This window comes from Paraburkholderia sp. GAS32, assembly GCF_050434225.1.
Lineage (GTDB): Bacteria > Pseudomonadota > Gammaproteobacteria > Burkholderiales > Burkholderiaceae > Paraburkholderia > Paraburkholderia madseniana.
In genome coordinates this window covers 41,067-67,827 of sequence record NZ_JBNPVS010000023.1, presented here as the reverse complement: position 1 = coordinate 67,827, position 26,761 = coordinate 41,067, and the positions used below count along the sequence as shown (strand labels likewise).

Annotated in this window: 25 protein-coding genes; 14 read left to right on the top strand and 11 right to left on the bottom strand. The window is 62.9% G+C overall.

Going from position 1 to position 26,761, the window contains the following annotated elements; translation table 11 throughout:
- Positions 1-156, bottom strand: a complete 156-nt coding sequence (locus P3T25_RS26130; RefSeq protein ID WP_200571431.1) for a hypothetical protein — start codon at positions 154-156, stop codon at positions 1-3.
- 41 nt (positions 157-197) lie between these two features.
- Here P3T25_RS26130 and aroG point away from each other — a divergent pair, with 41 nt between their 5' ends.
- The 3 genes from aroG (at position 198) to P3T25_RS26115 (ending at position 2,141) form a co-directional block, all read left to right on the top strand.
- Positions 198-1,271 carry a 3-deoxy-7-phosphoheptulonate synthase AroG gene (gene aroG / locus P3T25_RS26125; protein ID WP_429359446.1) on the top strand — a complete coding sequence of 358 codons (1,074 nt, stop codon included), beginning with the start codon at positions 198-200 and terminating at the stop codon, positions 1,269-1,271.
- Between the two features lie 195 nt (positions 1,272-1,466).
- Entirely contained in the window at positions 1,467-1,805 is a 339-nt protein-coding gene (locus tag P3T25_RS26120) for a type II toxin-antitoxin system RelE/ParE family toxin (protein WP_429359444.1), read from the top strand.
- A 3-nt stretch (positions 1,806-1,808) separates the two neighbouring features.
- Complete coding sequence (locus P3T25_RS26115) at positions 1,809-2,141, top strand: helix-turn-helix domain-containing protein (protein ID WP_063494819.1); 333 nt, start codon at positions 1,809-1,811, stop codon at positions 2,139-2,141.
- Between the two features lie 55 nt (positions 2,142-2,196).
- Here the strand turns inward: P3T25_RS26115 and hmpA are convergent, their stop codons facing one another.
- Together hmpA and P3T25_RS26105 are read right to left on the bottom strand one after the other, a co-directional pair.
- Positions 2,197-3,402 (bottom strand): NO-inducible flavohemoprotein, encoded by a 1,206-nt coding sequence (gene hmpA, locus P3T25_RS26110; RefSeq protein WP_429359442.1) that lies wholly within the window; start codon positions 3,400-3,402, stop codon positions 2,197-2,199.
- 99 nt (positions 3,403-3,501) lie between these two features.
- The gene (locus P3T25_RS26105; protein WP_429359440.1) at positions 3,502-4,056 is read right to left on the bottom strand and encodes a cob(I)yrinic acid a,c-diamide adenosyltransferase; all 555 of its coding nucleotides are present in this window, start codon (positions 4,054-4,056) and stop codon (positions 3,502-3,504) included.
- 222 nt (positions 4,057-4,278) lie between these two features.
- Here P3T25_RS26105 and P3T25_RS26100 point away from each other — a divergent pair, with 222 nt between their 5' ends.
- The 6 genes from P3T25_RS26100 to proC all read left to right on the top strand — a co-directional run bounded on the left by P3T25_RS26100 (position 4,279) and on the right by proC (position 11,601).
- Positions 4,279-5,694, top strand: a complete 1,416-nt coding sequence (locus tag P3T25_RS26100) for an FAD-linked oxidase C-terminal domain-containing protein (RefSeq protein ID WP_266238403.1) — start codon at positions 4,279-4,281, stop codon at positions 5,692-5,694.
- Between the two features lie 100 nt (positions 5,695-5,794).
- The gene (locus P3T25_RS26095; protein ID WP_154567784.1) at positions 5,795-7,288 is read left to right on the top strand and encodes an FAD-linked oxidase C-terminal domain-containing protein; all 1,494 of its coding nucleotides are present in this window, start codon (positions 5,795-5,797) and stop codon (positions 7,286-7,288) included.
- Positions 7,289-7,558: 270 nt separating this feature from the next.
- Positions 7,559-8,647 carry a glycolate oxidase subunit GlcE gene (gene glcE, locus P3T25_RS26090; protein ID WP_429359437.1) on the top strand — a complete coding sequence of 363 codons (1,089 nt, stop codon included), beginning with the start codon at positions 7,559-7,561 and terminating at the stop codon, positions 8,645-8,647.
- A gap of 8 nt (positions 8,648-8,655) precedes the next feature.
- Complete coding sequence (gene glcF / locus P3T25_RS26085) at positions 8,656-9,882, top strand: glycolate oxidase subunit GlcF (protein ID WP_429359435.1); 1,227 nt, start codon at positions 8,656-8,658, stop codon at positions 9,880-9,882.
- 151 nt (positions 9,883-10,033) lie between these two features.
- Entirely contained in the window at positions 10,034-10,732 is a 699-nt protein-coding gene (locus P3T25_RS26080) for a YggS family pyridoxal phosphate-dependent enzyme (RefSeq protein ID WP_093644623.1), read from the top strand.
- A gap of 53 nt (positions 10,733-10,785) precedes the next feature.
- Positions 10,786-11,601 carry a pyrroline-5-carboxylate reductase gene (proC, locus tag P3T25_RS26075; protein ID WP_429359432.1) on the top strand — a complete coding sequence of 272 codons (816 nt, stop codon included), beginning with the start codon at positions 10,786-10,788 and terminating at the stop codon, positions 11,599-11,601.
- Positions 11,602-11,793: 192 nt separating this feature from the next.
- On the opposite strand, the gene ubiA is transcribed toward proC, so the two are convergent.
- The 7 genes from ubiA to recG form a co-directional block, all read right to left on the bottom strand.
- Positions 11,794-12,657 (bottom strand): 4-hydroxybenzoate octaprenyltransferase, encoded by an 864-nt coding sequence (ubiA, locus tag P3T25_RS26070; RefSeq protein WP_429359430.1) that lies wholly within the window; start codon positions 12,655-12,657, stop codon positions 11,794-11,796.
- A 265-nt stretch (positions 12,658-12,922) separates the two neighbouring features.
- Positions 12,923-13,411 (bottom strand): Dps family protein, encoded by a 489-nt coding sequence (locus tag P3T25_RS26065; RefSeq protein ID WP_097391341.1) that lies wholly within the window; start codon positions 13,409-13,411, stop codon positions 12,923-12,925.
- A gap of 154 nt (positions 13,412-13,565) precedes the next feature.
- Positions 13,566-13,727, bottom strand: a complete 162-nt coding sequence (locus tag P3T25_RS26060) for a hypothetical protein (RefSeq protein WP_171926314.1) — start codon at positions 13,725-13,727, stop codon at positions 13,566-13,568.
- Between the two features lie 80 nt (positions 13,728-13,807).
- Positions 13,808-15,262, bottom strand: coding sequence for a catalase (locus tag P3T25_RS26055; protein ID WP_429359427.1), 1,455 nt, complete (start codon positions 15,260-15,262; stop codon positions 13,808-13,810).
- Positions 15,263-15,332: 70 nt separating this feature from the next.
- Complete coding sequence (locus P3T25_RS26050) at positions 15,333-15,482, bottom strand: hypothetical protein (protein ID WP_408518762.1); 150 nt, start codon at positions 15,480-15,482, stop codon at positions 15,333-15,335.
- A gap of 182 nt (positions 15,483-15,664) precedes the next feature.
- Positions 15,665-16,624, bottom strand: coding sequence for a hydrogen peroxide-inducible genes activator (locus P3T25_RS26045; protein ID WP_054037761.1), 960 nt, complete (start codon positions 16,622-16,624; stop codon positions 15,665-15,667).
- A gap of 124 nt (positions 16,625-16,748) precedes the next feature.
- Positions 16,749-19,055 (bottom strand): ATP-dependent DNA helicase RecG, encoded by a 2,307-nt coding sequence (gene recG / locus P3T25_RS26040; protein ID WP_429359424.1) that lies wholly within the window; start codon positions 19,053-19,055, stop codon positions 16,749-16,751.
- A gap of 148 nt (positions 19,056-19,203) precedes the next feature.
- On the opposite strand from recG, the gene queA reads away from it, so the two are divergent.
- The 5 genes from queA (at position 19,204) to secF (ending at position 25,379) form a co-directional block, all read left to right on the top strand.
- The gene (gene queA / locus P3T25_RS26035; protein WP_429359422.1) at positions 19,204-20,262 is read left to right on the top strand and encodes a tRNA preQ1(34) S-adenosylmethionine ribosyltransferase-isomerase QueA; all 1,059 of its coding nucleotides are present in this window, start codon (positions 19,204-19,206) and stop codon (positions 20,260-20,262) included.
- A 239-nt stretch (positions 20,263-20,501) separates the two neighbouring features.
- Positions 20,502-21,707: a tRNA guanosine(34) transglycosylase Tgt gene (gene tgt, locus P3T25_RS26030; protein ID WP_429359420.1), complete on the top strand. Its 1,206-nt coding sequence runs from the start codon at positions 20,502-20,504 to the stop codon at positions 21,705-21,707.
- A gap of 206 nt (positions 21,708-21,913) precedes the next feature.
- Entirely contained in the window at positions 21,914-22,243 is a 330-nt protein-coding gene (yajC, locus tag P3T25_RS26025; RefSeq protein WP_020069679.1) for a preprotein translocase subunit YajC, read from the top strand.
- 118 nt (positions 22,244-22,361) lie between these two features.
- A complete protein-coding gene (gene secD / locus P3T25_RS26020) occupies positions 22,362-24,410 on the top strand; it encodes a protein translocase subunit SecD (protein WP_171926309.1) in 2,049 nt (682 codons plus the stop codon).
- Positions 24,411-24,428: 18 nt separating this feature from the next.
- Positions 24,429-25,379 carry a protein translocase subunit SecF gene (gene secF, locus P3T25_RS26015; RefSeq protein ID WP_154566669.1) on the top strand — a complete coding sequence of 317 codons (951 nt, stop codon included), beginning with the start codon at positions 24,429-24,431 and terminating at the stop codon, positions 25,377-25,379.
- Between the two features lie 80 nt (positions 25,380-25,459).
- On the opposite strand, the gene P3T25_RS26010 is transcribed toward secF, so the two are convergent.
- Positions 25,460-26,737, bottom strand: a complete 1,278-nt coding sequence (locus P3T25_RS26010; protein ID WP_171926308.1) for an MFS transporter — start codon at positions 26,735-26,737, stop codon at positions 25,460-25,462.
- Positions 26,738-26,761 lie beyond the last annotated feature (24 nt).

The following is a 26,761-nucleotide window of genomic DNA, read 5'->3' as shown; positions in this document are numbered from 1 at the left end:
TTAGTGCACGCAAGACACCCAGAATTCACGAAAACCGCCAGCTAGCCTGGCGGTTTTTTTTCGCCTCACGCCTTTGAAACTTTTGCCGTTGAAATCTTTTTGATTGTTGTTCGCCGTGGCATCGCTGCCTGATTGCCGTCTGATCGCAGCCTTCATTGCCCGCGCGAACACGCTACGACCGATTCAGGAGAATAAACATGCCCCCGCACAACACCGACGATGTCCGCATCCGCGAATTGAAAGAACTCACGCCGCCCGCTCACCTGATCCGCGAATTCGCTTGCGACGAAACGGTGTCCGACGTGATCTACAACTCACGCAACGCGATGCATCGCATCCTGCACGGCATGGAAGACCGTCTGATCGTCATCATCGGACCGTGCTCGATTCACGATACGAAGGCGGCGATGGAATACGCCGGGCGTCTCGTCGAACAGCGCAAGCGCTTCGCCGGCGAACTCGAAATCGTGATGCGGGTGTACTTCGAAAAGCCGCGTACGACGGTGGGCTGGAAGGGTCTCATCAACGACCCGCACATGGACAACAGTTTCAAGATCAACGACGGCCTGCGCACCGCGCGCGAGTTGCTGCTGCGTATCAACGAACTCGGCCTGCCGGCCGGCACCGAATACCTCGACATGATCAGCCCGCAGTACATCGCCGATCTGATCTCGTGGGGTGCAATCGGCGCACGCACGACCGAATCGCAAGTGCACCGTGAACTGGCTTCGGGCCTGTCGTGCCCGGTCGGCTTCAAGAACGGCACGGATGGCAACGTCAAGATCGCCGTCGACGCGATCAAGGCCGCGTCGCAGCCGCACCATTTCCTGTCGGTCACCAAGGGTGGCCACTCGGCGATCGTCTCGACCGCCGGCAATGAGGATTGCCACATCATCCTGCGCGGCGGCAAGACGCCGAACTACGACGCGGACAGCGTCAATGCGGCGTGCGGCGACATCGGCAAGGCGGGTCTCGCGGCGCGCTTGATGATCGACGCGAGCCACGCGAACAGCTCGAAGAAGCACGAGAACCAGATTCCGGTGTGCGCGGACATCGGCCGTCAGATTGCTTCGGGTGACGAACGGATTGTCGGCGTGATGGTGGAATCGCATCTGATCGCGGGCCGCCAGGATCTGCAGGAAGGCTGCGCGCTGACGTACGGCCAGAGCATCACCGATGCCTGCATCGGCTGGGACGAAAGCGTCGCCGTGCTGGAGGGTCTCGCCGAAGCAGTCAAGCAACGGCGTGTGGCGCGCGGCAGCGGCAACTAAAAAGTCTCTGCGCGCCTCTGCGCAACCGCTGTAGTTGACTCAACGAAAACCCGGCTCAGGCCGGGTTTTTTGTTAGCCGAACGGACGAATGGTGCTCCATGCACCGCCTCTGTACCGTAACAACTCGTTGCCGGGTCGGATACGACTTGACCCGGCGGGGTGTTGCGTATAAGATTTTGTACATGAAAGGCGGCTATGGAGCACGAAAAAGAAATTCGCTGGATGGGTTCCAGCTATCACGATTTACTCGCCTTTCCCGAAGAGCCACGTCGGCGGCCCGGATTTCAGCTTGGCAAGATTCAGGCAGGCCTCGACCCAGACGACTGGAAACCGTTTGACTCGATCGGCGCTGGAACACGCGAGATTCGCATCAAGGAGGCTGACGGTATTTACCGCGTGATGTATGTCACCAAGTTCGTGGAAGCGCTGTATGTACTGCATTGCTTCCAGAAGAAGACGCAGAAGCTACCGCCGCAGGTTAGAAAGATTGCCGAGATGCGGTACCGCGCCATCATCAATGATAGGAAAACTTAACAAATGACGATCGACACGAAAATCCGTCACGTAACAAAACCCGGCGCAAACCTGTTTCTCGAACTCGGCTTCTCCGCCGAAGAAGCGAAGCGTTTGCACGCCGCTTCGCAAAAACAGATCAACGACACGCGGCTGCTCAAGGAGCAGTTGATGACCGAGCTATCCAGTTGGATCGAACAGCATCATCTGAAGCAGGCCGAGGCGGCCGAGATTCTGATGGTGTCGCGTCCGCGCGTGTCAGACGTGGTCAACAAGAAGACCACCAAGTTCACTATCGATACCCTGGTCGAAATGATGAGCCGGATCGGCAAGCCGGTCACACTGGCTGTTGGGTAAGGTGCACGGCGCGCCCTCGCGTGCTTTCGCACTTCGCTTGCCGTGCGCCCTTGTTTCACTCCACCACGCCTGAACCGAACACTTCGGTGTGAATCCGCGCCGAATCCACGCCGAGCGAAGCCAACGCCTCGCATTGCGCGCGCATGAACGGCACCGGCCCGCAGATGTAGTAATCCGCATCGGGAACGATCACCTTGTCGGCGATTTTCGTGAGGTCGAGGCGGCCCTCGAAGTCGTAGTCGATACCAGCGCGATCGCACGCTTCAATGGCTTCGTAGAACACCGCACGCGTGACGTTGGGATGCGCTGCGACCGTATCGTTAAGCCACTGCCGGAACGCGTGCACGCGACCATTGCGGCAGGCATGCACGAAGGTCACGCTGCGCTCACTCTGGTCGGCAAGCAACGTGGACAGCATCGAAGTCATCGGGGTCACGCCCACGCCGCCACTCATCAGTACCACGGGTGTCGTCGTCTTGCGGTCCAGCGTGAAGTCGCCCGATGGCGCGCTGACATGCACCACCGCGCCCACTTCCACGCCGTCGTGCAGGAGGTTCGATACATGGCCGGGCGCCGTATCTTCGCGGCCGGCTTCGCGCTTCACCGAGATACGCAGCCACTTGCCGTTTGGCGCATCCGACAAGCTGTACTGCCGCGGCTGATCGACGCCGAGTTCATCCACGAAACGCTTCACGCTCAAATATTGGCCAGGCTCGAAGCCGCAGGCCGGTGAGCCATCGGCGGGCGAAAGATAGAACGACGTGATTTCATCGCTCTCCACCTCCTTGCGCGCAACCTTGAACGGCCGGAAGCCGCTCCACGCCGCACCTTCGTAAAGCTTGGCCTCTGTGCCGATGAAAATATCCGCGAGCTGCCCATAAGCGACTTCCCATGCGCCGAGCGTCTCCTGATCGACTGCGTCGCCGAGCACATCAACGATTGCGCCTAACAGATGGCGCCCCACGATCGGATACTGTTCCGGCCGGATATTCAGACTCACGTGCTTATGCGCGATGCGCGAGACGGTGGGACCCAGCGCGCCGAGGTTATCGATATTGGCGGCATATGCATATACCGCCTTCGCCAGCGTCTCCGGCTGATTGCCGCTCTTCTGGTGGGTCTGGTTGAACACGTTCTTCAACTCGGGATGGTGCGCGAACATGCGCTTGTAGAAGCGTTTGGTGATGGTCGTGCCGTGCACGGCAAGCACGGGAACGGTGGCTTTGACGCGGGCGATCTGGTCGGCGGTGAGTGCGGTCATAACGACTTCTCCTTAAAGATGCATTTACAATACATCTTTAAGGAGAAGTTTTGCCCCGGACAGATTGTCACAGGTGCTTAAAGGGACTGAAGCGCCGTGTTAGTCGGCGCTACGATCGTGCTGCCACAACACGTCGCTGCCACCGTCCGCGCGATTGAGCACGCGTGCGAGCACGAACAGCAGGTCGGACAGCCGATTCACATACTGGCGCGGCGCCTCATTGACCGCCTCGCTTTCACCGAGCGCGACGATCGACCGTTCGGCGCGCCGGCACACCGTCCGGCACACGTGCGCAAGTGCGGCTGCGCGCGAGCCGCCGGGCAGAATGAATTCCTTCAATGGCGGCAGGGTCGCGTTGTAGTCGGCCAGCCAGTCGTCGAGTTGGCCGAGATGCTTGTCGGTAATCATCGTGTGGCCGGGAATGCAGAGCTCACCGCCAAGATCGAACAGGTCGTGCTGTATCGCGACCAACACCGCCCGCACCTTGTCGGGCAGCGTTTCGCACAGCAACACGCCGAGATTCGAATTGAGTTCATCGACGTCGCCGATTGCCGCAATGCGCGCGCTATCTTTGCGCACGCGCCGGCCGTCGCCGAGACCGGTGCTGCCGTCGTCGCCCGTACGGGTGGCGATCTTGCTCAAGCGGTTGCCCATGATGTCTCCCATGCATTCATTCAGTAACGATGCGTCTTCGCGGCGCCGGCGAATCCGGTAAGTAAGCCACCAGGTTGGCCACCGGGTTATCCATATTGCGCGCATCGTGAGGTCGCCGCCATTATAGGAGCGGCAGCCGTCCGCAACGCCGGCCCGCGGGTGATCGGCGTAAAATGAAGCACAAGCTGTAGAACAGCTCCGCCCCAATATCAGGAGACATGCGTGAATCATCCCGTGCCGCCGGCCCCGCTACGCCGGCCGTTTCCCGCCGAGTTGCTGACTGCCCTCAAAGCCGTTTTCGGCGAACGCGTGTCCACTGCGGAAGCCGTGCGTACCCACCATGGCCGCGACGAATCGCCGTTCGATCCCCAACTGCCCGACGCCGTCGTATTCGCGCGCAATACGGAAGACGTGCAAACCATCGTCAGGCTGTGCGGCCAGTACAACGTCCCGATCATCCCTTACGGCAACGGTTCGTCGCTCGAAGGGCATCTGCTGGCGGTTCAAGGCGGCGTGTCGATCGACCTGTCGGAAATGAACCGGGTGTTGTCGATCAACGCCGAAGACCTGACCGTCACTGTCGAACCCGGTATTTCGCGCAAGCAGTTGAACGAAGCACTCCGCGACACCGGCCTGTTTTTCCCGATCGACCCGGGTGCTGACGCGAGCATCGGCGGCATGTCGGCCACGCGCGCCTCGGGCACCAACGCCGTGCGCTACGGCACGATGCGCGAAAACGTACTCGGGCTGACGGTGGTTCTCGCCGACGGCCGCGTGATCAAGACCGGCACGCGCGCGCGCAAATCTTCGGCGGGTTACGACCTCACGCGTCTGTTCGTCGGCTCGGAAGGCACGCTCGGCGTGATTACCGAGATCACCGTTCGGCTGTATCCGCAACCGGAAGCGGTCTCGGCGGCGGTCTGCACGTTCCCGTCGATGGGCGATGCGGTGCGCGCGGTCATCGAAACGATTCAGATGGGCGTGCCGATTGCACGCGTCGAGTTCGTCGACTCGCTCGCGATCCGCTCGATCAATCGCCATTCGAATCTGACGTTGCGTGAAGCGCCCACGCTCTTCTTCGAATTCCACGGCACCGAAGCCGGTGTGAAAGAGCAAGCCGAACTGGTGCAGGAGCTCGCCGCGCAGAATGCCGGCGAAGGCTTCGAATGGGCAACCCGGCCGGAAGACCGCAGCCGCCTGTGGAACGCGCGCCACAACGCCTATTTCGCGATGCTGCAACTGAAGCCCGGCTGCCGCGCCGTCACGACGGATGTCTGCGTGCCGATCTCGCGCCTGGCGGAATGCGTGGTGGAAACCGAGCAGGATCTGAAGGCGTCGCCGCTGCCCTGCCCGATCGTCGGCCATGTCGGCGACGGCAACTTCCACGTCGCGATCCTGATCGATCCGAACAAGCCGGAAGAACTCGTCGAGGCCGAGCGCCTGAACCATCTCATCGTGCAACGCGCGCTGCGCATGGACGGCACCTGCACGGGCGAGCACGGTGTCGGCCTGCACAAGATGAACTTCCTGCTCGAAGAACACGGTGAAGTCGCCGTCGACACGATGCGCTCCATCAAACACGCGCTCGATCCGCGGAATCTGATGAACCCGGGCAAGATCTTTTCCTGGGCGGCTTGAAAGATCGTCAACGCTCAAAGGTGCGGCAGCGGCAACGCCTACGCCGCACAACCAGGCTTGACCGGGCATGCAGCGTGAAAGACACCAGGAGACAAGTCATATGAACGCACCCGTCGAACTGACGGCCGAAGTTCTCGCCCAACGCCAGCGCGAAGTCGTGCAGGCGCTGATGGCCGTGCTGCCGAACCACTGTCTGCTGTATCGCGAAGAAGACACCGTTGCCTACGAGTGCGACGGCCTCGCCGCGTACAGGCGTCTACCGCTCGCGGTCGCATTGCCCGAGACGGAATCGCAGGTCCAGCGCATCGTGCAGATCTGTCACCGGCTCGACGTGCCGATCGTGCCGCGCGGCGCGGGCACCGGTTTGTCCGGTGGGGCGATGCCGATTCGTCACGGCGTGGTGGTGTCGCTTGCGCGCTTCCGCAAGATCGTCGAAGTCGACTCGTATGCCCGGACCGCGACCGTGCAACCGGGGGTGCGCAATCTGTCGATTTCCGAAGCCGCCGCGCCCTACGGCCTTTACTACGCGCCCGATCCGTCGTCGCAGATCGCCTGCACGATCGGCGGCAACGTCTCCGAGAATTCGGGCGGCGTGCACTGCCTCAAGTACGGCCTCACCGTGCACAACGTGCTGCGTGTTCGCGCCGTGACGATGGAAGGCGACATCGTCGAATTCGGCTCGCTCGGGCCTGACGCGCCCGGGCTCGATCTGCTCGCGGTGCTGATCGGCAGTGAAGGCATGTTCGCGATCGTCACCGAAGTCACCGTCAAGCTGATCCCGAAGCCGCAAACTGCGCAGGTCATCATGGCCAGTTTCGACGACGTCGTGAAAGGCGGCAACGCGGTCGCCGGCATCATTGCAGCAGGCATCATTCCGGCCGGTTTGGAGATGATGGACAAACCGGCTACGCGCGCCGTCGAAGAATTCGTCAACGCGGGCTACGACCTCGACGCGGCGGCGATCCTGCTGTGCGAATCCGACGGCACGGCTGAAGAGGTCGCCGACGAAATCGTGCGCATGACCGCGGTGCTGCGCGAACAGGGTGCAACCCGCATCCAGATTTCGCGCTCGGAGAACGAACGGCTGCGCTTCTGGTCCGGGCGCAAGAACGCGTTTCCCGCAGCCGGCCGCATTTCGCCTGACTACTACTGCATGGACGGCACCGTGCCGCGCCGCAGTATCGGACCGCTGCTGGCGCGCATCGAAGTCATGGAGAAGAAATACGGTCTGCGCTGCATCAATGTATTCCATGCCGGCGACGGCAACATGCATCCGCTGATCCTGTTCAACGGCAACGATATGGACGAGTGGCACCGGGCCGAAGCCTTCGGTTGCGACATTCTCGAAACCTGCGTCGAACTGGGCGGAACGGTGACCGGCGAGCACGGCGTGGGCATCGAGAAAATCAATTCGATGTGCGTGCAGTTTTCGCCCGAAGAGCGCGATGCATTCCACGCGGTCAAACGCGCCTTCGACGCACCGGGCTTGCTCAATCCCGACAAGGGCATTCCCACCCGCGCGCGTTGCGCCGAGTACGGCAAGATGCACGTGCGCGGCGGTTTGCTGCCGCACCCGGACCTGCCGCGGTTTTAAGACGGCTGATGACGCTGCCGGCCCAAGGCGGGCCCGCAGCGTCACATGGCGCGGCCGCCGCCCGGCTCTGCCCCGCCTGTCCAAATAGCGAGACTTCCACGCACAACCACCCCGCTACCCTGCACGCGCGCTCCCCGCCGACGCATCCACAAGTCCCAAGCCCCTAGCGCTTCCCCGCTCCCACCCTGATTACCCGATGCGGGTCCGCTCCGGGTTGCCAGCGCGCCGCCGCCCGGTACAATCAATCGAAACACAACGAAGCAGGACACCATGGAAGAGGACGACATCGTCGCCGTTTGGTCTGAACGCGTGCGTTCAGCCAGCGCCGAAGGGCGCACACTGCGCATCCGTGGCGGCGGCACCAAAGACTGGTACGGTCAGACGCTGGAAGGTGACATCCTCGACACGCGCGCTTATCGCGGCATCATCGCCTACGACCCGGCCGAACTGGTCATCACGGCGCGCGCGGGCACGCCCCTGCTGGAAATCGAGGCCGCGCTCGCCGAACACCATCAGATGCTCGCCTTCGAACCGCCGCACTTCGGGCCGCAGGCCACCTTCGGCGGCTGCATCGCGGCGGGCATCGCCGGTCCACGCCGCCCGTCGGCCGGCGCGGCGCGCGACTTCGTGCTGGGCGCCGTCATCATGAACGGTCAGGGCCAGACGCTGCATTTTGGCGGCCAAGTGGTAAAGAATGTGGCCGGATACGACGTCTCCCGTTTGATGGCGGGTTCGCTGGGCACCCTTGGGCTGATCCTCGAACTGTCGGTCAAGGTACTGCCGCTGCCGCAGGCCGAAGCCACGCTCAAATTCGACATGAACGGCACCGACGCGGTCCGCAAGCTCAACGAATGGGGCGGCCGCCCGCTGCCGATCACGGCGAGCGCATGGCGTCATGGCACGCTGGCCGTGCGGATGGCCGGTGCGGAAGCCGCGGTAAAATCCGCGCGCACGGCGCTCGGCGGCGAAGTCGTCGATGCCGTCGAAGCGGAGCGCTTCTGGGCCGGCCTGCGAGAACAGACCGACTCGTTCTTTGCGGCCATCCCGCCGAAGGCCGCGCTCTGGCGCCTCGCGCTGCCGTCGATCACCGAGCCGATGCAATTACCCGGTGCGCAACTGATGGAATGGGGCGGTGGCCAGCGCTGGTGGATCACCGACACCGACGCGCAAACCGTGCGTATCAGCGCCAAACAGGCCGGCGGCCACGCCACCATCTTTCGTAGCGGCTATGGCTACGACCGCAGCGCCGGAGTCTTCACACCGCTGCCCGCACCGCTGATGAAAATTCATCGCGGCCTGAAAACCGCCTTCGACCCGGCCCGCATCTTCAATCGCGGCCGCCTCTACCCCGACTTCTGAGCGACGCGATGCAAACCAACCTCGCGGACTTCATTCGCAACACGCCCGATGGCGACGAAGCCGACGCCATCCTGCGCAATTGCGTGCACTGCGGCTTCTGCACCGCGACCTGCCCGACCTATCAGATACTCGGCGACGAACTCGACGGCCCACGCGGCCGCATCTATCTGATCAAACAGATGGTGGAAGGCGCGGCGGTCACGCGCAGCACCCAGGTTCACCTGGACCGCTGCCTCACTTGCCGCAACTGCGAGACGACCTGCCCCTCCGGCGTGCAATACGGCAGGCTGGTCGAGATCGGACGCAAGATCACCGAGGAAAAGGTCACGCGCCCGTTCAGTCAGCGGATGGTGCGCCGGCTGCTCGCGAGCTTCGTGCCAAACAGCGCGCTGTTCACCCCGGCCATGCGAATCGGTCAGCATATCCGTCCGCTCCTGCCAAAGAAACTGCGCGATAAGGTGCCCGCGCGCCAGCGTCCGCTCGAGTGGCCGACCGCGAAACATCCGCGCAAGATGCTGATGCTCGCGGGCTGCGTGCAACCGTCGATGATGCCGAACGTCAACGTCGCGACGGCGCGGGTGCTCGATGCGCTCGGCGTGGAAACGCTGATCGCGCCCGAAGCAGGCTGCTGCGGTGCGATCCGTCTGCACCTGGGCTACAACGACGAAGCGCTCGACGACTTGCGCGCCAACATCGACGCGTGGTGGCCGTATATCGAGCAAGGTGTGGAAGCAATCGTGATGAACGCGTCCGGCTGCGGCGCGACGGTCAAGGAATACGCGCATCTGCTGCGCAACGATCCCGCGTATGCGGAGAAGGCGCGCCGCGTGACCGAACTGACGCGCGACGTCGCGGAAATCCTGCCGGAGTTCGAAGAAGCGCTCGTCGCCGTGACGCGCCGCCGCGCGATCCATACGGTGGCGTTCCATCCGCCGTGCACATTGCAGCATGGTCAGCAGATACGCGGCAAGGTCGAACATCTGCTGACGGCACTCGGCGTGGAAGTGCGCCTGCCCGCCGACAATCATCTCTGCTGCGGCTCGGCCGGGACTTATTCGCTGACCCAGCCCAAGCTCTCATACGCACTGCGCGACCAGAAGCTCGAGCGGCTGCAGGCGCAGGAGCCGCAGGTGATCGTGTCGGCCAACGTCGGCTGCATTGCGCATCTGCAAAGCGGCACGTCCACGCCGGTCGCGCATTGGATCGAACTGGTGGAGCACATGCTGTCCGCCTGAGGCGATACATTTTGACGAGAAGCACGGCACGTGGCTTGCGGTACATCACCGCAAGCGCTTTCGTCTGTCCGGTGGCGGCATAAAGCGGCACGAGGTGGCGGCGTCCGTATAATTCGATCATCGCCTTTCGCCAGACTTCCGGTTCCGTTCCATGCCCGATCTGATTCACAACCTCGAAGCGGTGCAGCAGCGCATCGCCCTCGCCGCGCAGGTTGCCGGACGCGACCCGCGTTCGATCACCCTGCTCGCGGTCTCGAAGACGTTTCCGGCCGAAGACGTGCGCGCCGCCTACGCAGCCGGCCAACGCGCGTTCGGTGAGAACTACGTGCAGGAATCCATCACCAAGATCGAAGCGCTGGCCGATCTGCGGGCCGCGCTCGAATGGCATTTCATCGGACCGTTGCAATCGAACAAGACGCGCCCGGTTGCGGAGAATTTCGACTGGGTGCATTCGGTCGACCGCCTGAAGATCGCACAGCGGCTGTCGGAGCAGCGCCCGGACAACCTGCCGCCGTTGAACGTCTGCCTGCAGGTCAACATTAGCGGCGAAGCGTCGAAAAGCGGTGCGAGCATTCCTGAGGCCGTCGAGGTCGCGCAGGCGATCGCCGCGCTGCCGAAGCTGAATCTGCGCGGCCTGATGGCGATTCCGGAGCCGGCCGGCAGCATCGAAGAGCAGCGCGTACCGCATCGGCAACTGCGTGAACTGTTCGAGCGTCTGCGTAACGACGGCCTCGAACTCGATACGCTCTCGATGGGCATGTCGAGCGACCTCGAAGCCGCCGTGCTGGAAGGCGCGACGATCGTGCGCGTCGGCACCGCGATCTTCGGTGCGCGCGACTACTCTCACTGACCGTTTCAGACCTTTCCCTTCTCGACACCTCACGGCACTTCTTTCGGAACATCATGAAAATTGCTTTTATCGGCGGTGGCAATATGGCTGCCGCGTTGATCGGCGGTCTCATCAAGCGCGGCGTCGCGCCCACTGACCTATACGCAATCGATCCCAACGAAGACGCGCGCAAACGCAATGAGCAGCAATTCGGCATCAAGACCGGCGCCGCCGCGGACGCCGCGCTCGCCTCGTACGACGCCGTCGTGCTGGCGGTGAAGCCGCAGATCCTGAAGAGTGTCGCCGAGGCACTGGCGCCGCATCTGCAGGCGTCGCAACTGGCAATCAGCATCGTCGCGGGCATTCGCATGGATGACATGTCGCGCTGGCTGAACGGCCACGCGCGCATCGTGCGCGTGATGCCGAATACGCCGGCGCTGATCGGCATGGGCGTCACGGGCCTGGTTGCGACCGGCAGCGTCGACGAAACCGGCCGCGCACTCGCGTCGCAGGTGCTGGGCGCAGTCGGCGAAACCGTCTGGTTCGACGACGAAGCGAAAATCGACGCTGTCACCGCGATCTCGGGCAGTGGTCCCGCGTACGTGTTTTATTTCATCGAGGCGCTGCAGGAAGCCGCGCGCCAACTCGGCATGGATGAAGCGCAAGGCCGCGCGCTGGCGGTCGCGACCTTTACCGGCGCGGCACAATTGGCCGCGAACTCGGACGAGCCGCCGAGTCTGTTGCGCGAGCGTGTGACGTCGAAGGGCGGCACCACGGCGGCCGCGCTGGCCTCATTCGATGCGAGCGGGATCAAGGATGCGATCGTACGCGGCGCGCTTGCCGCCGATGCGCGCGCCAAGGAAATGGGCGACGAGTTCGGCAAGCTGTAAGGGCGATCAACTGGCAATTGCCAGCACGGCAGGAAAGTAGAAAGTACGCCAAAGGACGCTGCGCCTCGAATTAATCCGAGGCTGCATCCGCGGCGCAAACAAAAACTCTGTACGAGACCAGCCGCGGCATAACAGCAACGCAAGAGAAGCGCCGTCGAATCGCAGCGGCGGCGCAACAGAACCGCAGAAGAATTAAATCGAAGCCGCCGCGTAATGCGCTGCGATACCGACAAACAACGCGCCGCCCAGCCAGTTGTTATGACGGAACGCCGCGAAGCACGCCATGCGCTCGCGATTGCGGATCAGCGTGTAGTGATAGATCGCGCAGCCCACCGCCGCCGCCCATCCCAACCAATACAACACGCCGAAGCCAAGCATCACGCCGATGCCGACGTAAATCCCCAGCGTCACCGCATAGCACAGCATGATCGCCGCCACGTCGAAGCGGCCGAAGGTCAGCGCCGACGTGCGGATACCGATCTTGATGTCGTCGTCGCGATCGACCATCGCGTATTCAGTGTCGTACGCAACCGACCAGAACACGTTGGCCAACAGCATGACCCAGGCGAGCATCGGCACGTGATCCTGGATCGCGGCGAACGCCATCGGAATGCCGAAGCCGAACGCGATGCCCAGATAAGCCTGAGGAATCGCAAAGAAGCGCTTCGTGAACGGATACGATCCGGCGACGAACAGCGCCGCCACCGACAACTCCTTCGTCAACGTGTTCAGCGGCAGAATCAGCAGAAAGGCCAGCAGCGACAAGCCGGCCGCCAGCGCCACCGCTTCCCATGCCTTGATCTTGCCGGATGTAATCGGCCGGTTTTCCGTGCGCTTCACGTAGCGATCGAAGTCGCGATCCGCGTAGTCGTTGATCGCGCAGCCCGCCGAGCGCATCAGCACGGTACCCACCGTGAAAATCACCAGCAGCGGCCACGACGGATGACCGTCGGAGGCAATCCACAGCGCATTGAGCGTCGGCCACAGCAGCAGCAGGCTGCCGATCGGCTTGTCCATGCGCACGAGGCGCAGATACAGGGGGAGTCGGGCGAACATGGGCGGATTCGGTGAAGTGCAGACGGTGCCGCTATTTTACGGGATGCGGACGGCAGGCGGCCTTCAGGCGGGCGAAGCTCGCCTTCTGGGAGCCCAGAACCGGGGCTGCAACCGCAGCCGGGCCTTGAGCTACAGTTGGATCCGGATCCGGCGCCGCAAAAAACAAAACCTCCCGCAAAGGGAGGCTCTGTTTGTTTTGCCACGCAACGGCTCAAGCGCCACGCGGAGATCCCAGACACAACGCCTGGAACGCTAAAGCAAGCATTTAAGCCAGCATCGAGCGCAGCATCCACGCGGTCTTTTCGTGCGTTTGCATGCGTTGTGTCAGCAGGTCGGCGGTCGGCTCGTCGTTGGCGGCTTCCGTCGACGGGAAAATCGCGCGCGCGGTACGCACCACGGCTTCCTGGCCCTCCACCAACTGGCGGATCATGTCTTCCGCCGCCGGCACGCCGTCAGCTTCCGGAATCGACGACAGCTTCGCGAATTCCTTGTAGCTGCCCGGCGCATGCACGCCCAGCGCGCGAATACGTTCAGCGATCGAATCGACCGCGAGCGACAACTCGTTGTACTGCGTTTCGAACATCAGATGCAGCGTGTTGAACATCGGACCCGTCACGTTCCAGTGAAAGTTGTGGGTCTTCAGGTAGAGCGTGTAGGTGTCGGCGAGCAAGCGCGACAGACCTTCTGCAATCTTCTTTCGATCCTTGTCGCTGATCCCGATATTGACGTGCTGTACGGCTTCTTTCTTGGCCATGACGACTCCTTTGAAGAGTGATACGAACCGGTCGGTAGAGTGACGGCGTGCGGATAGCGAACCCGGCACGTCGAACGCCCGCCAGTTTAGCTTAGAAAGCCGCTGCGTTCGTGTGACGCGTGGTCGCTTGCCGCACCCGCGGCCTCGCGTTCAATCACGCACCCAATGCATGTTGCACGGCTTGCGCAACGATCACCACGAGTCCGCTCGAGACGATCGCGAACCCCACTGCCTTGCGCAGCATCGACGCGTACTGCCGTTGCTTGCCGCGAGCGGCCGGCGAGCCGCCAATGGTGGACATCATCATCTGGATCATGATCGTGCTTCCTCGGTTCGTATCAATACCGGCGGGGCGCCGATGCGCCCCGCCCTGCTGCATCAACTCACTTCAACTGCTTACTTCTTGCTGCCTTCGGCAAGTTCGGCCAGCGCGGCGATCACACCTTCCGCATAGGCCGGATCGGCGCGACGGAAATGCTCGATCTGACGCGCGACGATCTCTTGCGGCACACCGTTGATATGGCGTGCGATGTTGCCGAACAGACGCTGGCGCTGTGCCGCATCGAAGAGCGCAAACAGCATGCCCGGCTGCGTGTAGTAGTCCTCGTCCTCGCGATGGTCGTAACGATCGACCGTCCCCGCTGCGAGCGGCGGCTCCGCCGCGTTGGTGTCCTGCGCGAAATCACCGAAGCGATTCGGCTCGTAGTTCACGTTGCCGCCGAGGTTGCCGTCCGTGCGCATCCCACCGTCGCGATGGAACGAATGGTGGACCGGGCAACGCGGGGCATTCACCGGAATCTGATGGTGATTGATACCAAGGCGATAGCGCTGCGTGTCGCCATACGAGAACAAACGGCCTTGCAACAGACGGTCCGGCGAGAAGCTGATACCCGGCACCACGTTGGCGGGCGTGAACGCTGCCTGCTCCACATCCGCGAAATAGTTCGCCGCGTTGCGATTCAACTCGATTGTGCCGACGTCGATCAACGGGTAATCCTTCTGCGACCACACCTTCGTGATGTCGAACGGATTGAAGCGGTACTTCGCGGCTTCCGCTTCCGGCATCACCTGAATGGCAAAACGCCATTTCGGGAAGTTGCCTGCTTCAATGCTCGTGAGCAGGTCCTGTTGCGCGCTTTCACGGTTCTGTGCGACCACTTGTGCCGCTTCGGCATCGGTAAAATTCTCAATGCCTTGCATCGACTTGAAGTGGAACTTCACCCAGAAACGCTCGTTGTTCGCGTTGATAAACGAGTACGTGTGCGAGCCGAAGCCGTGCATCTGGCGGAAGTTCTGCGGAATGCCGCGATCGCTCATCAGGATGGTGACCTGATGCAACGACTCCGGATGACGCGACCAGAAATCCCATGCCGCGATATTGCTGCGCATGTTGGTGTACGGGTCGCGCTTTTGCGTGTGGATGAAATCCGGGAACTTGAGCGGATCGCGGATGAAGAACACCGGCGTGTTGTTGCCAACCACGTCCCAATTGCCTTCTTCCGTGTAGAACTTGATCGAGAAACCGCGCACGTCGCGTTCCGCGTCGGCGGCGCCGCGTTCGCCGGCCACCGTCGAAAAGCGCATGAAAAGCGGCGTGTCCTTGCCGACCTCGGCGAACACTTTCGCCTTCGTGAAACGCGAGATGTCGTGCGTGACTTTCAGCGTGCCGAATGCGCCCGAACCTTTGGCGTGAACGCGGCGCTCCGGAATCACTTCGCGGTCGAAGTGGGCGAGTTTTTCGAGCAGCCAGACGTCTTGCAGGACGACCGGACCGCGCGCGCCGGCGGTCATCGAGTTCTGGTTGTCGGCGATGGGTGCGCCGGCTGCATTGGTGAGCTTACGTTCGGACATGCGGGACTCCTGAGTGGCTTTGATCGGAAACGGAATGCGGGGAGAGGTGCGGCGCGCTGATGCCTACGGCTTATGCGGATAGGGCCCGATCGACCAGCAAGGACAATGCAACAGTGCCCATGCCGCGCACCGACGCGGCGAAAGTGCCGGTGCTGCCAGTGGTCGTGCGGGCGGGTTGAGCGGCGACGGTTTGGACTTGCTGCGAGTTCGGCTGCGTCATGATTTCCTCCGGGTCTGATGGGATCGGGCGATCCATGGAGGAAACTATAACAATGCTATCGAATTATCGTGTTTGATTAATTATATCTATTCGATAGGGAGTGCAACTAGCGGCGCCTTAAGTGCCGCCGGGCCGGCCGCACAGGGTGCGCGGCGGGCCGGCTTGGGCGCAGGCGTCGCCGGTCAGTTGACGGCGACAGGCAGATCGAGCTTTTTGACGCCCGTCAGATCGCAGGCGTTGATGGCGTCGCAGATGGCGTCGATCGCGGGCGTCCGCGTGAAGCTCTTGCGCCAGGCAAGCACCACACGGCGATCCGGCACCGGCTCGTCGAAGGCGACGTAGCTGAGCAGACCGGCGTCGATACCGCCGGCGTGCGGCTTGACCTCCTGCACCGACATGCGCGGCAGCACGGTAATGCCGACGCCGCTCGCCACCATATGACGGATGGTTTCCAGCGACGAACCTTCGAAGGTCTTCTGGATGCCGTCCGCGTTCTGCGAGAAGCGCATCAGTTCCGGGCAGACGCCCAGCACATGGTCGCGGAAGCAGTGGCCGCTACCGAGCAGCAACATGGTTTCCTGCTTCAGATCCTCGGCGTCGATCTTCGCGCGGTTTTCCCACGCATGACCTGACGGCAGTGCGACGACAAACGGCTCGTCATAGAGCGGACGTTGCATGAGACCCGTTTCCGGGAACGGCAGCGCCATGATGGCGACGTCGATTTCGCCCTGCTTGAGCAGCTCAATCAGCTTGACCGTGTAATTTTCCTGCAGCATCAGCGGCATCTGCGGGACGCGCTTGATCATCTGTTTGACGAGCGTAGGCAGCAGATACGGCCCGATCGTATAGATGACGCCGAGGCGCAACGGCCCGACCAGCGGGTCTTTGCCCTGTTTCGCGATCTCTTTGATGGCGAGCGTCTGTTCGAGGACGCGCTGCGCTTGCGTGACAATCTGTTCGCCGATCGGCGTGACACTGACTTCGCTGGTGCCGCGCTCGAAGATCTGCACGTTAAGCTCGTCTTCGAGCTTCTTGATTGCCACCGACAGGGTCGGCTGGCTAACGAAACACGCTTCGGCGGCCCGGCCGAAGTGCCGTTCGCGGGCAACCGCGACGATGTATTTCAATTCGGTGAGCGTCATTGGGGGACCAATCAGTGCGATGAGTTCGATAGGTTCTAGTTATACACCTATAGGGTCGGTTCGCCAACTTTTTGGTCCTTTGCCGGCCTGGCTGACGGACGTCTCCGCCGTCAAGGACCCATCCTCAAGCCTTCAGATATTGCTCCCGCGCTCCGAGCCAGCGGGCCAGATGCTGCAGCACCACCTCGGGATACTTTTCGAGCAAAGCCGCGGCGGCCTCTCTGGCCGGCTCGATGAGCCACTGATCATTCTGGAGATCGGCAAACCTCAACATGGCCGCGCCCGACTGCCGGGCGCCAAGAAACTCTCCCGGACCGCGAATCTCGAGGTCGCGCCGGGCGATTTCGAAGCCGTCAGTAGTCTCCCGCATGGTCTGCAAGCGCGCCCGCGCCGTCATCGATAGCGGACCGGTATAGAGCAGCACGCAGACCGAAGCCGCACTCCCGCGCCCCACCCGCCCGCGCAACTGATGCAACTGCGCGAGACCGAAGCGCTCGGCGTGCTCGATCACCATCAGCGAGGCATTCGGCACATCGACACCCACTTCGATCACCGTCGTCGCCACCAGTAGCTGCACTTCGTTGCGCGTGAACGCATCCATCACCGCGGCCTTCTCCGCCGGCGCGAGACGTCCGTGCACCAGCCCGACGTTCAATTCGGGCAACGCGGCCACCAGCGTCTCGTAAGTCTCCACCGCGGTCTGCAACTGCAAGGTCTCGCTTTCTTCGATCAGCGGACACACCCAGTACACCTGGCGACCCGTCAACGCAGCCTCGCGCACGCGGCCGATCACCTCTTCGCGCCGCGCATCGGAGACGAGCTTGGTCAGAATCGGCGTGCGCCCAGGCGGCAATTCGTCGATGGTCGAGACGTCGAGGTCGGCGTAATAGGTCATCGCGAGCGTGCGCGGAATCGGCGTCGCCGACATCATCAATTGGTGCGGCTGGAAATCGCTCGCCCCGTCGGCGGCATTCTGCGCCTTGGCGCGCAAGGCAAGACGCTGCGCCACGCCGAAGCGATGCTGTTCGTCGACGATCACCAACCCCAGTCGCGCGAACTCGACCGCGTCCTGGATGATCGCGTGCGTACCGATCACAAGCTGCGCCGTGCCAAGCGCCGCTGCTTCGATCGCAGCGCGCTTTTCCTTCGTCTTAAGACTGCCGGCAAGCCACGCGACGCTTACTCCGAGCGGCTCCAGCCAGCCGCGCAATTTGCGCGCGTGCTGTTCGGCGAGGATTTCGGTCGGCGCCATCAGCGCGGCCTGGTAGCCGGCGTCGATCGCCTGTGCCGCGGCCAGCGCGGCCACGATCGTCTTGCCGCTGCCAACGTCACCCTGCAACAACCGCTGCATCGGATGAGGCTGCGTCAAGTCGAGCGCGATCTCGCCGCCCACGCGCTCCTGCGCCGCGGTCAAGGAAAACGGCAGCGCCTTCAGCAAACGCGCCACGAGCGCCGCTTCGTCGCCCAGCTTGCGGCGCGGCATGGCCGGCGCCGCACGCGTGCGGCGCTCGTCATGGGCGCGCTTCAACGACATCTGCTGCGCCAGCAATTCCTCGAACTTGATCCGCACCCACGCCGGATGCGTGCCATCCATCAACGAGTTTTCATCGGCCTGCACACCCGGGTGATGCAGCGTGCGCACCGCCTCCATCAGCGCCGGCACGCCGAGCGGCTGCAAATAAGCTTGCGCGATCGGTTCGGGCAGCAACTCCGGCAACGAGGTGCGCGACAACGCGTTGTCGATCGATTTGCGCAGATACGCCTGCGTCACGCCCGCGGTGCTCGGATAGACCGGTGTCAGCGCCTGCGGCAGCGGCGTGTCTTCGTCGACCACGCGCACCGCCGGGTGCACCATCTCCATGCCGAAGAAACCGCCGCGTACATCGCCGCGCACGCGCAGCCGCGCGCCGATCGCCATCTGCTTGACCTGCGAGCCGTAGAAATTCAGAAAGCGAAGGACGAGTTCGTCGCCGGCGTCGTCGCGCAGTTTCACCAGCAACTGGCGGCGCGGACGATAGGCAATTTCGTTGTCGAACACCACGCCTTCCGTTTGCGAGATGCCACCCGGCAGCAGATGCCCGATCGGCGTCAGCGAGGTCTCGTCTTCGTAGCGCATCGGCAGATGCAACACCAGATCGATGTCGCGCGTGAGACCGAGTTTGGCGAGCTTGTCGACGGGTTTGGCCGCCGGCTTGGCACCGGCTTCGGCAGCAGGCTTCCTGGCGGCTTTGCCCGCGGATTTGCCGGCAGGCTTGTCACCGAATGGGTCAACCATTTCACCTTCACGCGCGGCCTTGTCGCTCTCCGGCGCGACACCCCCGCCAAGGTCGTTCTGGTCGGCCGCCGCTGCTTTGCCCCGCGAGACGCGGCGCTTCGGCTCGGCGCTCACTTCATCGGTAGCGGAGGGCAATCGGCGTTCGGACAAAGGCATGGGTTGCTTCGCAAGTACAATATCGGCTGTCAAAGGTGTCGCCGCCAAGCAGCGCGCGGGCTCGCGGGCCGCTCCGGCGTCCCGCAATCATAGCCGCCCGGCTCCGGCTTCGGCTCAATTCAGTCCCAATTCGCTCCCAGTCGTCCGCATGTTTACGCTTTCCGATTTCGATTTCGATCTGCCGCCCGAGCTGATCGCGCAAGTCGCGCTGCCCGAGCGCAGCGCCAGCCGTCTGCTCGAAGTGGCCAACACGGCCGACGCAACCGACGCCGCGCGCCTGATCGACCGCCGCTTTGCTGAATTACCCGAGTGCATCGCGCCCGGCGATCTGCTGGTCTTCAACGATACCAAAGTCCTGAAGGCGCGCTTCCTCGGCCAGAAGGCCAGTGGCGGCAAGATCGAAGTGCTGGTAGAGCGCCTCACGGGCGAGCGCACGGCGCTTGCGCAGATCCGCGCGAGCAAGAGCCCGCAGCCGGGCACCACAATTCGCCTCGCCGACGCGTTCGATGTGACGGTCGGCGAACGCGTCGAGCCGTTCTACACGCTGCATTTCCCCGACGACTGTCTGACGCTCATCGAGCAATTCGGCCGCCTGCCGCTGCCGCCATACATCGAGCACGACCCCGACGCGACCGACGAAACCCGCTACCAGACGGTGTTCGCGCAAAACCCGGGCGCGGTGGCCGCACCCACGGCCGGCCTGCATTTCGACGACGCGCTGCTCGCGCGGCTCGACGCCCGCGGCGTAGAGCGCGCGACGCTGACGCTGCATGTCGGCGCCGGTACTTTCCAGCCGGTGCGGGTGGAGAATCTGGCCGAGCACAAGATGCACAGCGAGTGGTACCACCTGCCGCAATCGCTCGCCGACAAGATCGCGGCGACGCGTGCGCGCGGCAACCGCGTGATCGCCGTGGGCACGACGTCGATGCGCGCGCTCGAAGCCGCCGCGCGCGATGCTGAAGCCGCCGGACGTCCGCTCGGCGCGGCCAGCACGGAAACCGACATCTTCATCACGCCGGGCTATAAATTCCGCGTGGTCGACCGGCTTGTGACCAATTTCCATTTGCCGAAGTCGACATTGCTGATGCTGGTGTCGGCGTTCGCAGGCGTCGAAACGATTCGCGGGGCTTACCGCCACGCGATCGAACAGCGTTACCGCTTCTTTAGCTATGGCGACGCGATGCTGCTCACGCGCCGCGACGCTTGAACCATTTCGTGTCGCATGGCGATATCCCGTGCGATAGCGTTGCGCGCCGGCAGCGCGCGCGGTAGTCTGCCGCTCCTTGCTACATTGATGTAGCGGCAGCCGTTGCTGACCTCTCCTGCACCCACGTGCAGCAGCAGATCGGCGCCGCATCTCGAGTTTTCTTTACCCAGCCGCCGTGGCCTGCCCGGCGGCGTTCATCATTTGCGCCGGACTGTTTTCCGGTAGCACAGGAGTCCCCCATGACCGACGGTCATACCCACGATGCAAGCGGTACCTGCAATACCTGCGCAAGCACCCCCTCGCGCCCTGACAACGGCCTCAAATTCGAACTGCTCGGCACCGACGGCCAGGCACGCCGCGGCCGCGTCACGCTCAATCACGGCGTGGTCGAAACGCCGATCTTCATGCCGGTCGGCACGTACGGCACGGTGAAGGCGGTCCAGCCGCGCGAGCTCGAAGAAATGCACGCGCAGATCATCCTCGGCAATACCTTCCACCTGTGGCTGCGCCCGGGCCTGGAGACGATCGAGGCGCACAGCGGCCTGCACGGCTTTATGGGCTGGAAGAAGCCGATCCTGACCGACTCGGGTGGTTTTCAGGTGTTTTCGCTCGGCGATCTGCGCAAAATCACCGAAGATGGCGTCACGTTCGCATCACCCATCAACGGCGACAAGCTCTTCCTGTCGCCCGAAGTGTCGATGCAGATCCAGAAGGTGCTGAACTCGGACATCGTCATGCAGTTCGACGAATGCACGCCCTACGCGACCAACAACGTGCCGACTTCGCATCAGGAAGCCGCCGATTCGATGCGCATGTCGATGCGCTGGGCCAAGCGCTCGATCGACGAATTCAACCGCCTCGGCAATCCGAACGCGTTGTTCGGCATCGTCCAGGGCGGCATGTTCGAAGACCTGCGCGACGAGTCGCTGGCGGGTCTCGCGGAGATGGATTTCCACGGCCTCGCAATCGGCGGCCTGTCGGTCGGCGAGCCGAAAGAAGACATGATACGCGTGCTGAACCATATCGGCCCCAAGCTGCCCGCCGACAAGCCGCACTACCTGATGGGCGTGGGCACGCCGGAAGATCTGGTGGCGGGCGTAGCCGCCGGCGTCGACATGTTCGACTGCGTGATGCCGACCCGCAACGCGCGCAACGGCTGGCTCTTCACCCGTTTCGGCGACATCAAGATCCGCAACGCCGCGCACAAGAACTCGCTGCGCCCGCTCGACGAGCAATGCGGCTGCTATACCTGTCGAAATTTCACCCGCGGCTACCTGCATCACCTGCATCGTGTAGGGGAAATCCTCGGTGCGCAGTTGAACACGATCCACAACCTGCACTACTACCTCGAGTTGATGCAGGAAATGCGCGACGCGATCGACGCAAAACTGTTCGAGCCTTTCCGCAAGCGCTTCCACGAGGACCGCGCGCGCGGCATCGATTAGCCGGCATTTGGGAATCAACTGACGAATTTGCCGGAGGAATCCGCTGGTGTCTCGCGGAAAACCTTACAATTAACTTTCGCACACGGCAAAAAAGGCTTTAAACGGTTGATCGGAAAGCCGATTCGCCGCGCCGACCCCTGTCAGGCCAGTGGTAGAATAACCGGCTGATTTTTTTGATCGTTTTGACTTATAACGGAGAGACCAACGTGTCGTTCATTTCCAATGCCTTCGCCCAAGGCACAGCAGCAGGTGGCATTGAATCGAACCTGATGAGCTTCCTGCCGCTGATCCTGATGTTCGGCGTGCTGTACTTCATCATGATTCGCCCGCAAATGAAGCGCCAGAAGGAACATCGCAACATGCTCGCCGCCATGGCCAAGGGCGATGAAGTGGTGACGAATGGCGGCATCGTCGGCAAGGTGACCAAGGTGGGTGAGGCTTACGTCGGCGTCGAAATCTCGGAAGGCACGGAAATCACCGTGCAAAAGGCGTCGGTTACGACGATTCTCCCGAAGGGCACGATCAAGTCGCTGTAAGGCCTGCTCTCTCGCGTCCGGCGCGGCCTCGCCGGCAGTTCTCGCAGCACAACGCTGAACTGCCCGCGCTCATCGCCGGACGCATCGCTTCCAAGCCAACCTTCCCGTTGGACCACTCATGAATCGCTACCCCCTCTGGAAATACGCCGTGATGCTGGTGGCTCTGGTCATCGGCCTCGTCTACACGCTGCCCAATCTGTTCGGCGAAGCGCCGGCGGTGCAGGTGTCGAGCGGCAAGGCAACGGTCAAGCTCGACTCGACCACGCTGTCGGCAGTCGAAACGGCGCTTGCCGCCAATCAGATCAAGCCTGACGAAGTCACGTTCGACAACTCGTCGACCAACGCGAACATCCGCGTGCGGCTCCTCGACACCGACACGCAATTGCGCGTGAAGGACCTGCTGCAGAAGTCGCTGAACAGCGACCCGACCGACCCGCAATTCATCGTTGCGCTGAACCTGCAAAGCGCGTCGCCGCGCTGGCTGACCGCCCTGCATGCGCTGCCGATGTACCTCGGTCTGGACTTGCGCGGTGGCGTGCACTTCCTGCTGCAGGTCGACATGGCCGGCGCGCTCAACAAGAAGCTCGACTCCGACGCCTCGGATGCACGCACCATGCTGCGTGACAACAACATCCGCGACGGCGGCGTGAACCGCGTCAACCAGACGGTGGTGATCAATTTCGCCGACCAGGCCACGGCAGACGCGGCATCCAAGCAACTGGGCCGCGGCATCGGCGAACTCCAGTGGGCCTCGCAAGCGAACCCGGACGGCGGTGTGCAACTGGTCGGCACGTTCACGCCGGCGGTGCAGAAAGCCGTGCAGGACGCCGCGCTCAAGCAGAACATCACCACGCTGCATAACCGCGTGAACGAACTCGGCGTGGCCGAGCCGGTGATCCAGCAGCAAGGCTCGGACCGTATCGTCGTCGAACTGCCGGGTGTGCAGGACACGGCGAAGGCAAAGGACATCATCGGCCGTACAGCAACGCTCGAAGCGCGCCTCGCCGATCCGGTCAATACGCATCCGAATCCGTCCGATCCGGTGCCGCCGGGTGACGAACTGTTCACGCAAGGCAACCAGACGCCGGTGCTGCTGCGCAAGCAGATCATCTTCACGGGTGACCGCATCATCGACGCGTCGGCAGGCTTCGACGAACATCAGCGTCCGTCGGTCAACATCCGCCTCGACTCGGCCGGTGGCCGCGCGGTGCGCAGTGTCTCGCGCGATAACATCGGCAAGCCGATGGCCATGGTGCTGTTCGAAAAGGGCAAGGGCGAAGTGCTGACGGTGGCGACCATCCAGTCGGAACTGGGCGACCGTTTCCAGATCACCGGCCAGGCCACGCCGCAAGGCGCCGCCGACCTCGCGCTGCTGTTGCGCGCCGGTTCGCTCGCCGCACCGATGGACATCATCGAAGAACGCACGATCGGCCCGAGCCTCGGCGCGGACAACATCAAGAAGGGCTTCCACTCGGTGGTGTGGGGCTTCGTGGCAATCGCCGTCTTCATGATCGCGTACTACATGCTGTTCGGCGTGATCTCGATGATCGGCCTGTCGGTCAACCTGCTGCTGCTGATCGCCGTGCTGTCCATGTTGCAGGCCACGCTCACCTTGCCGGGTATCGCCGCTATCGCGCTCGCGCTCGGTATGGCGATCGACGCGAACGTGCTGATCAATGAGCGCGTGCGCGAAGAACTGCGCCACGGCGCGCCGCCGCAACTGGCGATCCAGAACGGCTACGCGCATGCATGGGCGACGATTCTCGACTCGAACGTCACCACGCTGATCGCCGGCCTCGCGCTGCTCGCCTTCGGCTCCGGCCCGGTGCGCGGCTTCGCGATGGTCCACTGTATCGGCATCTTGACTTCGATGTTCTCGGCTGTGTTCTTCTCGCGCGGTATCGTCAACCTCTGGTACGGCGGCAAGAAGAAGCTCAAGTCGCTGGCTATTGGCCAGGTGTGGCGTCCGCAACCGGAAGGTATCGACGGCGCCGCCGCTTACCTCGGTAACGAAGATGCTGCGACCGACACGGCACGTGCCGTCGCCGCGGCAAGCGCCAAGCCCAAGGCCAAAGCTGCGGCCCAGGCGCGTACCAAGCCGACCGTGCGCCGCCGCGATGCGTCGGGTTCGTCGAACACGCCGCAGAAACCGGGTTCATCCCGCTGAGTCCCGGAGAACAAGACCATGGAATTTTTCCGTTTTCGCAAAGACATTCCGTTCATGCAGCGTGCGTTGCTGTTCAACGCAATCTCGCTGCTGACGTTCGTCGCTGCTGTGTTTTTCCTGCTGCATCGCGGGCTGCATCTGTCGGTGGAATTCACCGGCGGTACCGTCATCGAAGTGCAGTATCCGGGTGCCGCGCCGCTCGAACCGGTGCGCGGCACGCTCAACAAGCTCGGCTATCCCGACGCGCAAGTGCAGAACTTCGGCACCTCGCGCGACGTGCTGATCCGTCTGCCGCTCAAGCAGGGCTACACGTCGGCGCAACAGAGCGACCAGGTGATGGGCGCGCTGAAGGGCGAGGACCCGCAGGTGCAATTGCAGCGTGTCGAGTTCGTCGGCCCGCAGGTCGGCAAGGAACTCGCGACCGACGGCCTGCTCGCGCTGGCCTGTGTGGTGGTCGGCATCGTGATCTACCTGTCGTTCCGCTTTGAGTGGAAATACGCAGTAGCCGGCGTGATCGCTAACTTGCACGACGTGATCATCATTCTCGGCTTCTTCGCGTTCTTCCAGTGGGAGTTCTCGCTGTCGGTGCTGGCCGCGGTGCTCGCGGTGCTCGGCTACTCGGTGAACGAATCCGTCGTTATCTTCGACCGGATTCGTGAAACCTTCCGCCGCGAACGCAAGCTGACCGTGATCGAGGTGATCAACCACGCGATTACCAGCACGATGTCGCGCACGATCATCACCCACGGCTGTACGCAGATGATGGTGCTGTCGATGTTCCTGTTCGGCGGTCCGACGCTGCACTACTTCGCTCTGGCACTGACGGTCGGTATTCTGTTCGGTATCTACTCGTCGGTGTTCGTCGCCGCGGCGCTCGCCATGTGGCTCGGCGTGAAGCGCGAAGATCTGGTGAAGGACAAGAAGGAACGCACCGATCCGGACGATCCAAACGCAGGCGCGCAAGTTTGAGCTTGCTGTAGTCAGACCTCGCAATAGGAAAGGCCGGTTCTCTCGAACCGGCCTTTTGCGTTTACCGCCTTTGCCGCGCGTTAGCGAAATCCGAGTTTGCGCCGCGCCGCCATCAGTGCCACCAGGCTCACGGCCGCAGCAAAAATCATGTAATAGCTCGGCGCGGCCTTCGACCCCGTGAAGCTGATCAGCCACGCGATGATGAACGGCCCAAAGCCGCCGAAGATCGTCACGGCGATGTTATAGGCCAGCGACATGCCGGTCGTGCGCGTCTGCACCGGGAACATTTCGGAGAGCAAACCCGGCAGCGCCGCAAAATAGCCCGTCATCAGAAAGCCGAACACCACCTGCAGCGCGATCAGCGTGCCGAAGGTCGGATGTGCGACCAGATACACGAACGCCGGATTGATCAGCACGAGAAGCAACAGCGCCGAGATCAGCATGATCGTGGTACGCCCGTGGCGGTCCGACAGATGGCCGACCAGCGGCGAAAACACCATCTGGATCACACCGGTCAGCGCAATCGCCGCGAACGCGACCGAAGGCGCCAGCCCCAATTGCTTTACGCCATAAGTCGGCATGAACAGCACCAGATAGGTCGACACGGTACCGAGCACCACCACGCCGATCGCAATCACGAGGCGCAGCTTCTGGCTCGCGAACGTGTCGCGCAGCGGCGTCGTGGTGGTTTCCGCCGCGAGGAACTCAGGCGTTTCGTCGAGTTTGGTCCGGATGTACCACGCGACCGGCCCGATCAGGAGACCAAAGAAGAACGGCACGCGCCAGCCCCACGAGGCCATCTGCTCCGGCGACAGCTTGCCGGTCAACAGCACGCCGAAGCCGGCCGCGAGCAGCGTGGTGAGCCCCTGGCTCGCGACCTGCCAGCTCGCGAAGAAACCGCGCCGTCCCGGTACGTGTTCCGCGAGAAAAGCCGTGGCACTGCCGAACTCGCCGCCCGCCGAAAAGCCTTGCATCAGGCGCGCCACCACGAGAATCACGGGCGCGGCAATGCCGATGCTCTGATACGTCGGCAGAAGCGCGATGATCAGCGTGCCGCACATCATCAGCAGGATCGACAGCGTAAGCGCCGCTTTGCGTCCGGCGCGGTCGGCGTAAGCACCGATCACGATCGCGCCGAGCGGCCGCATGAAGAACGACACGCCGAAGGTGCCGAGCGTCAGCAGCAGCGAGACCGTGTCGTTACCCGCCGGGAAAAACAGCTTCGCGATGGTGACCGCGAAAAAGCCGTACACCACCAGATCGAACCATTCCAGCGCGTTGCCGATCGAGGCGGCGACCACCGCGCGCCACGAATTCCGCCGGCTCCCCGCCAGGCTTGCCGCTGTCGTTGCGTTCATGCAGATCTCCAATGCGCGCGAAAT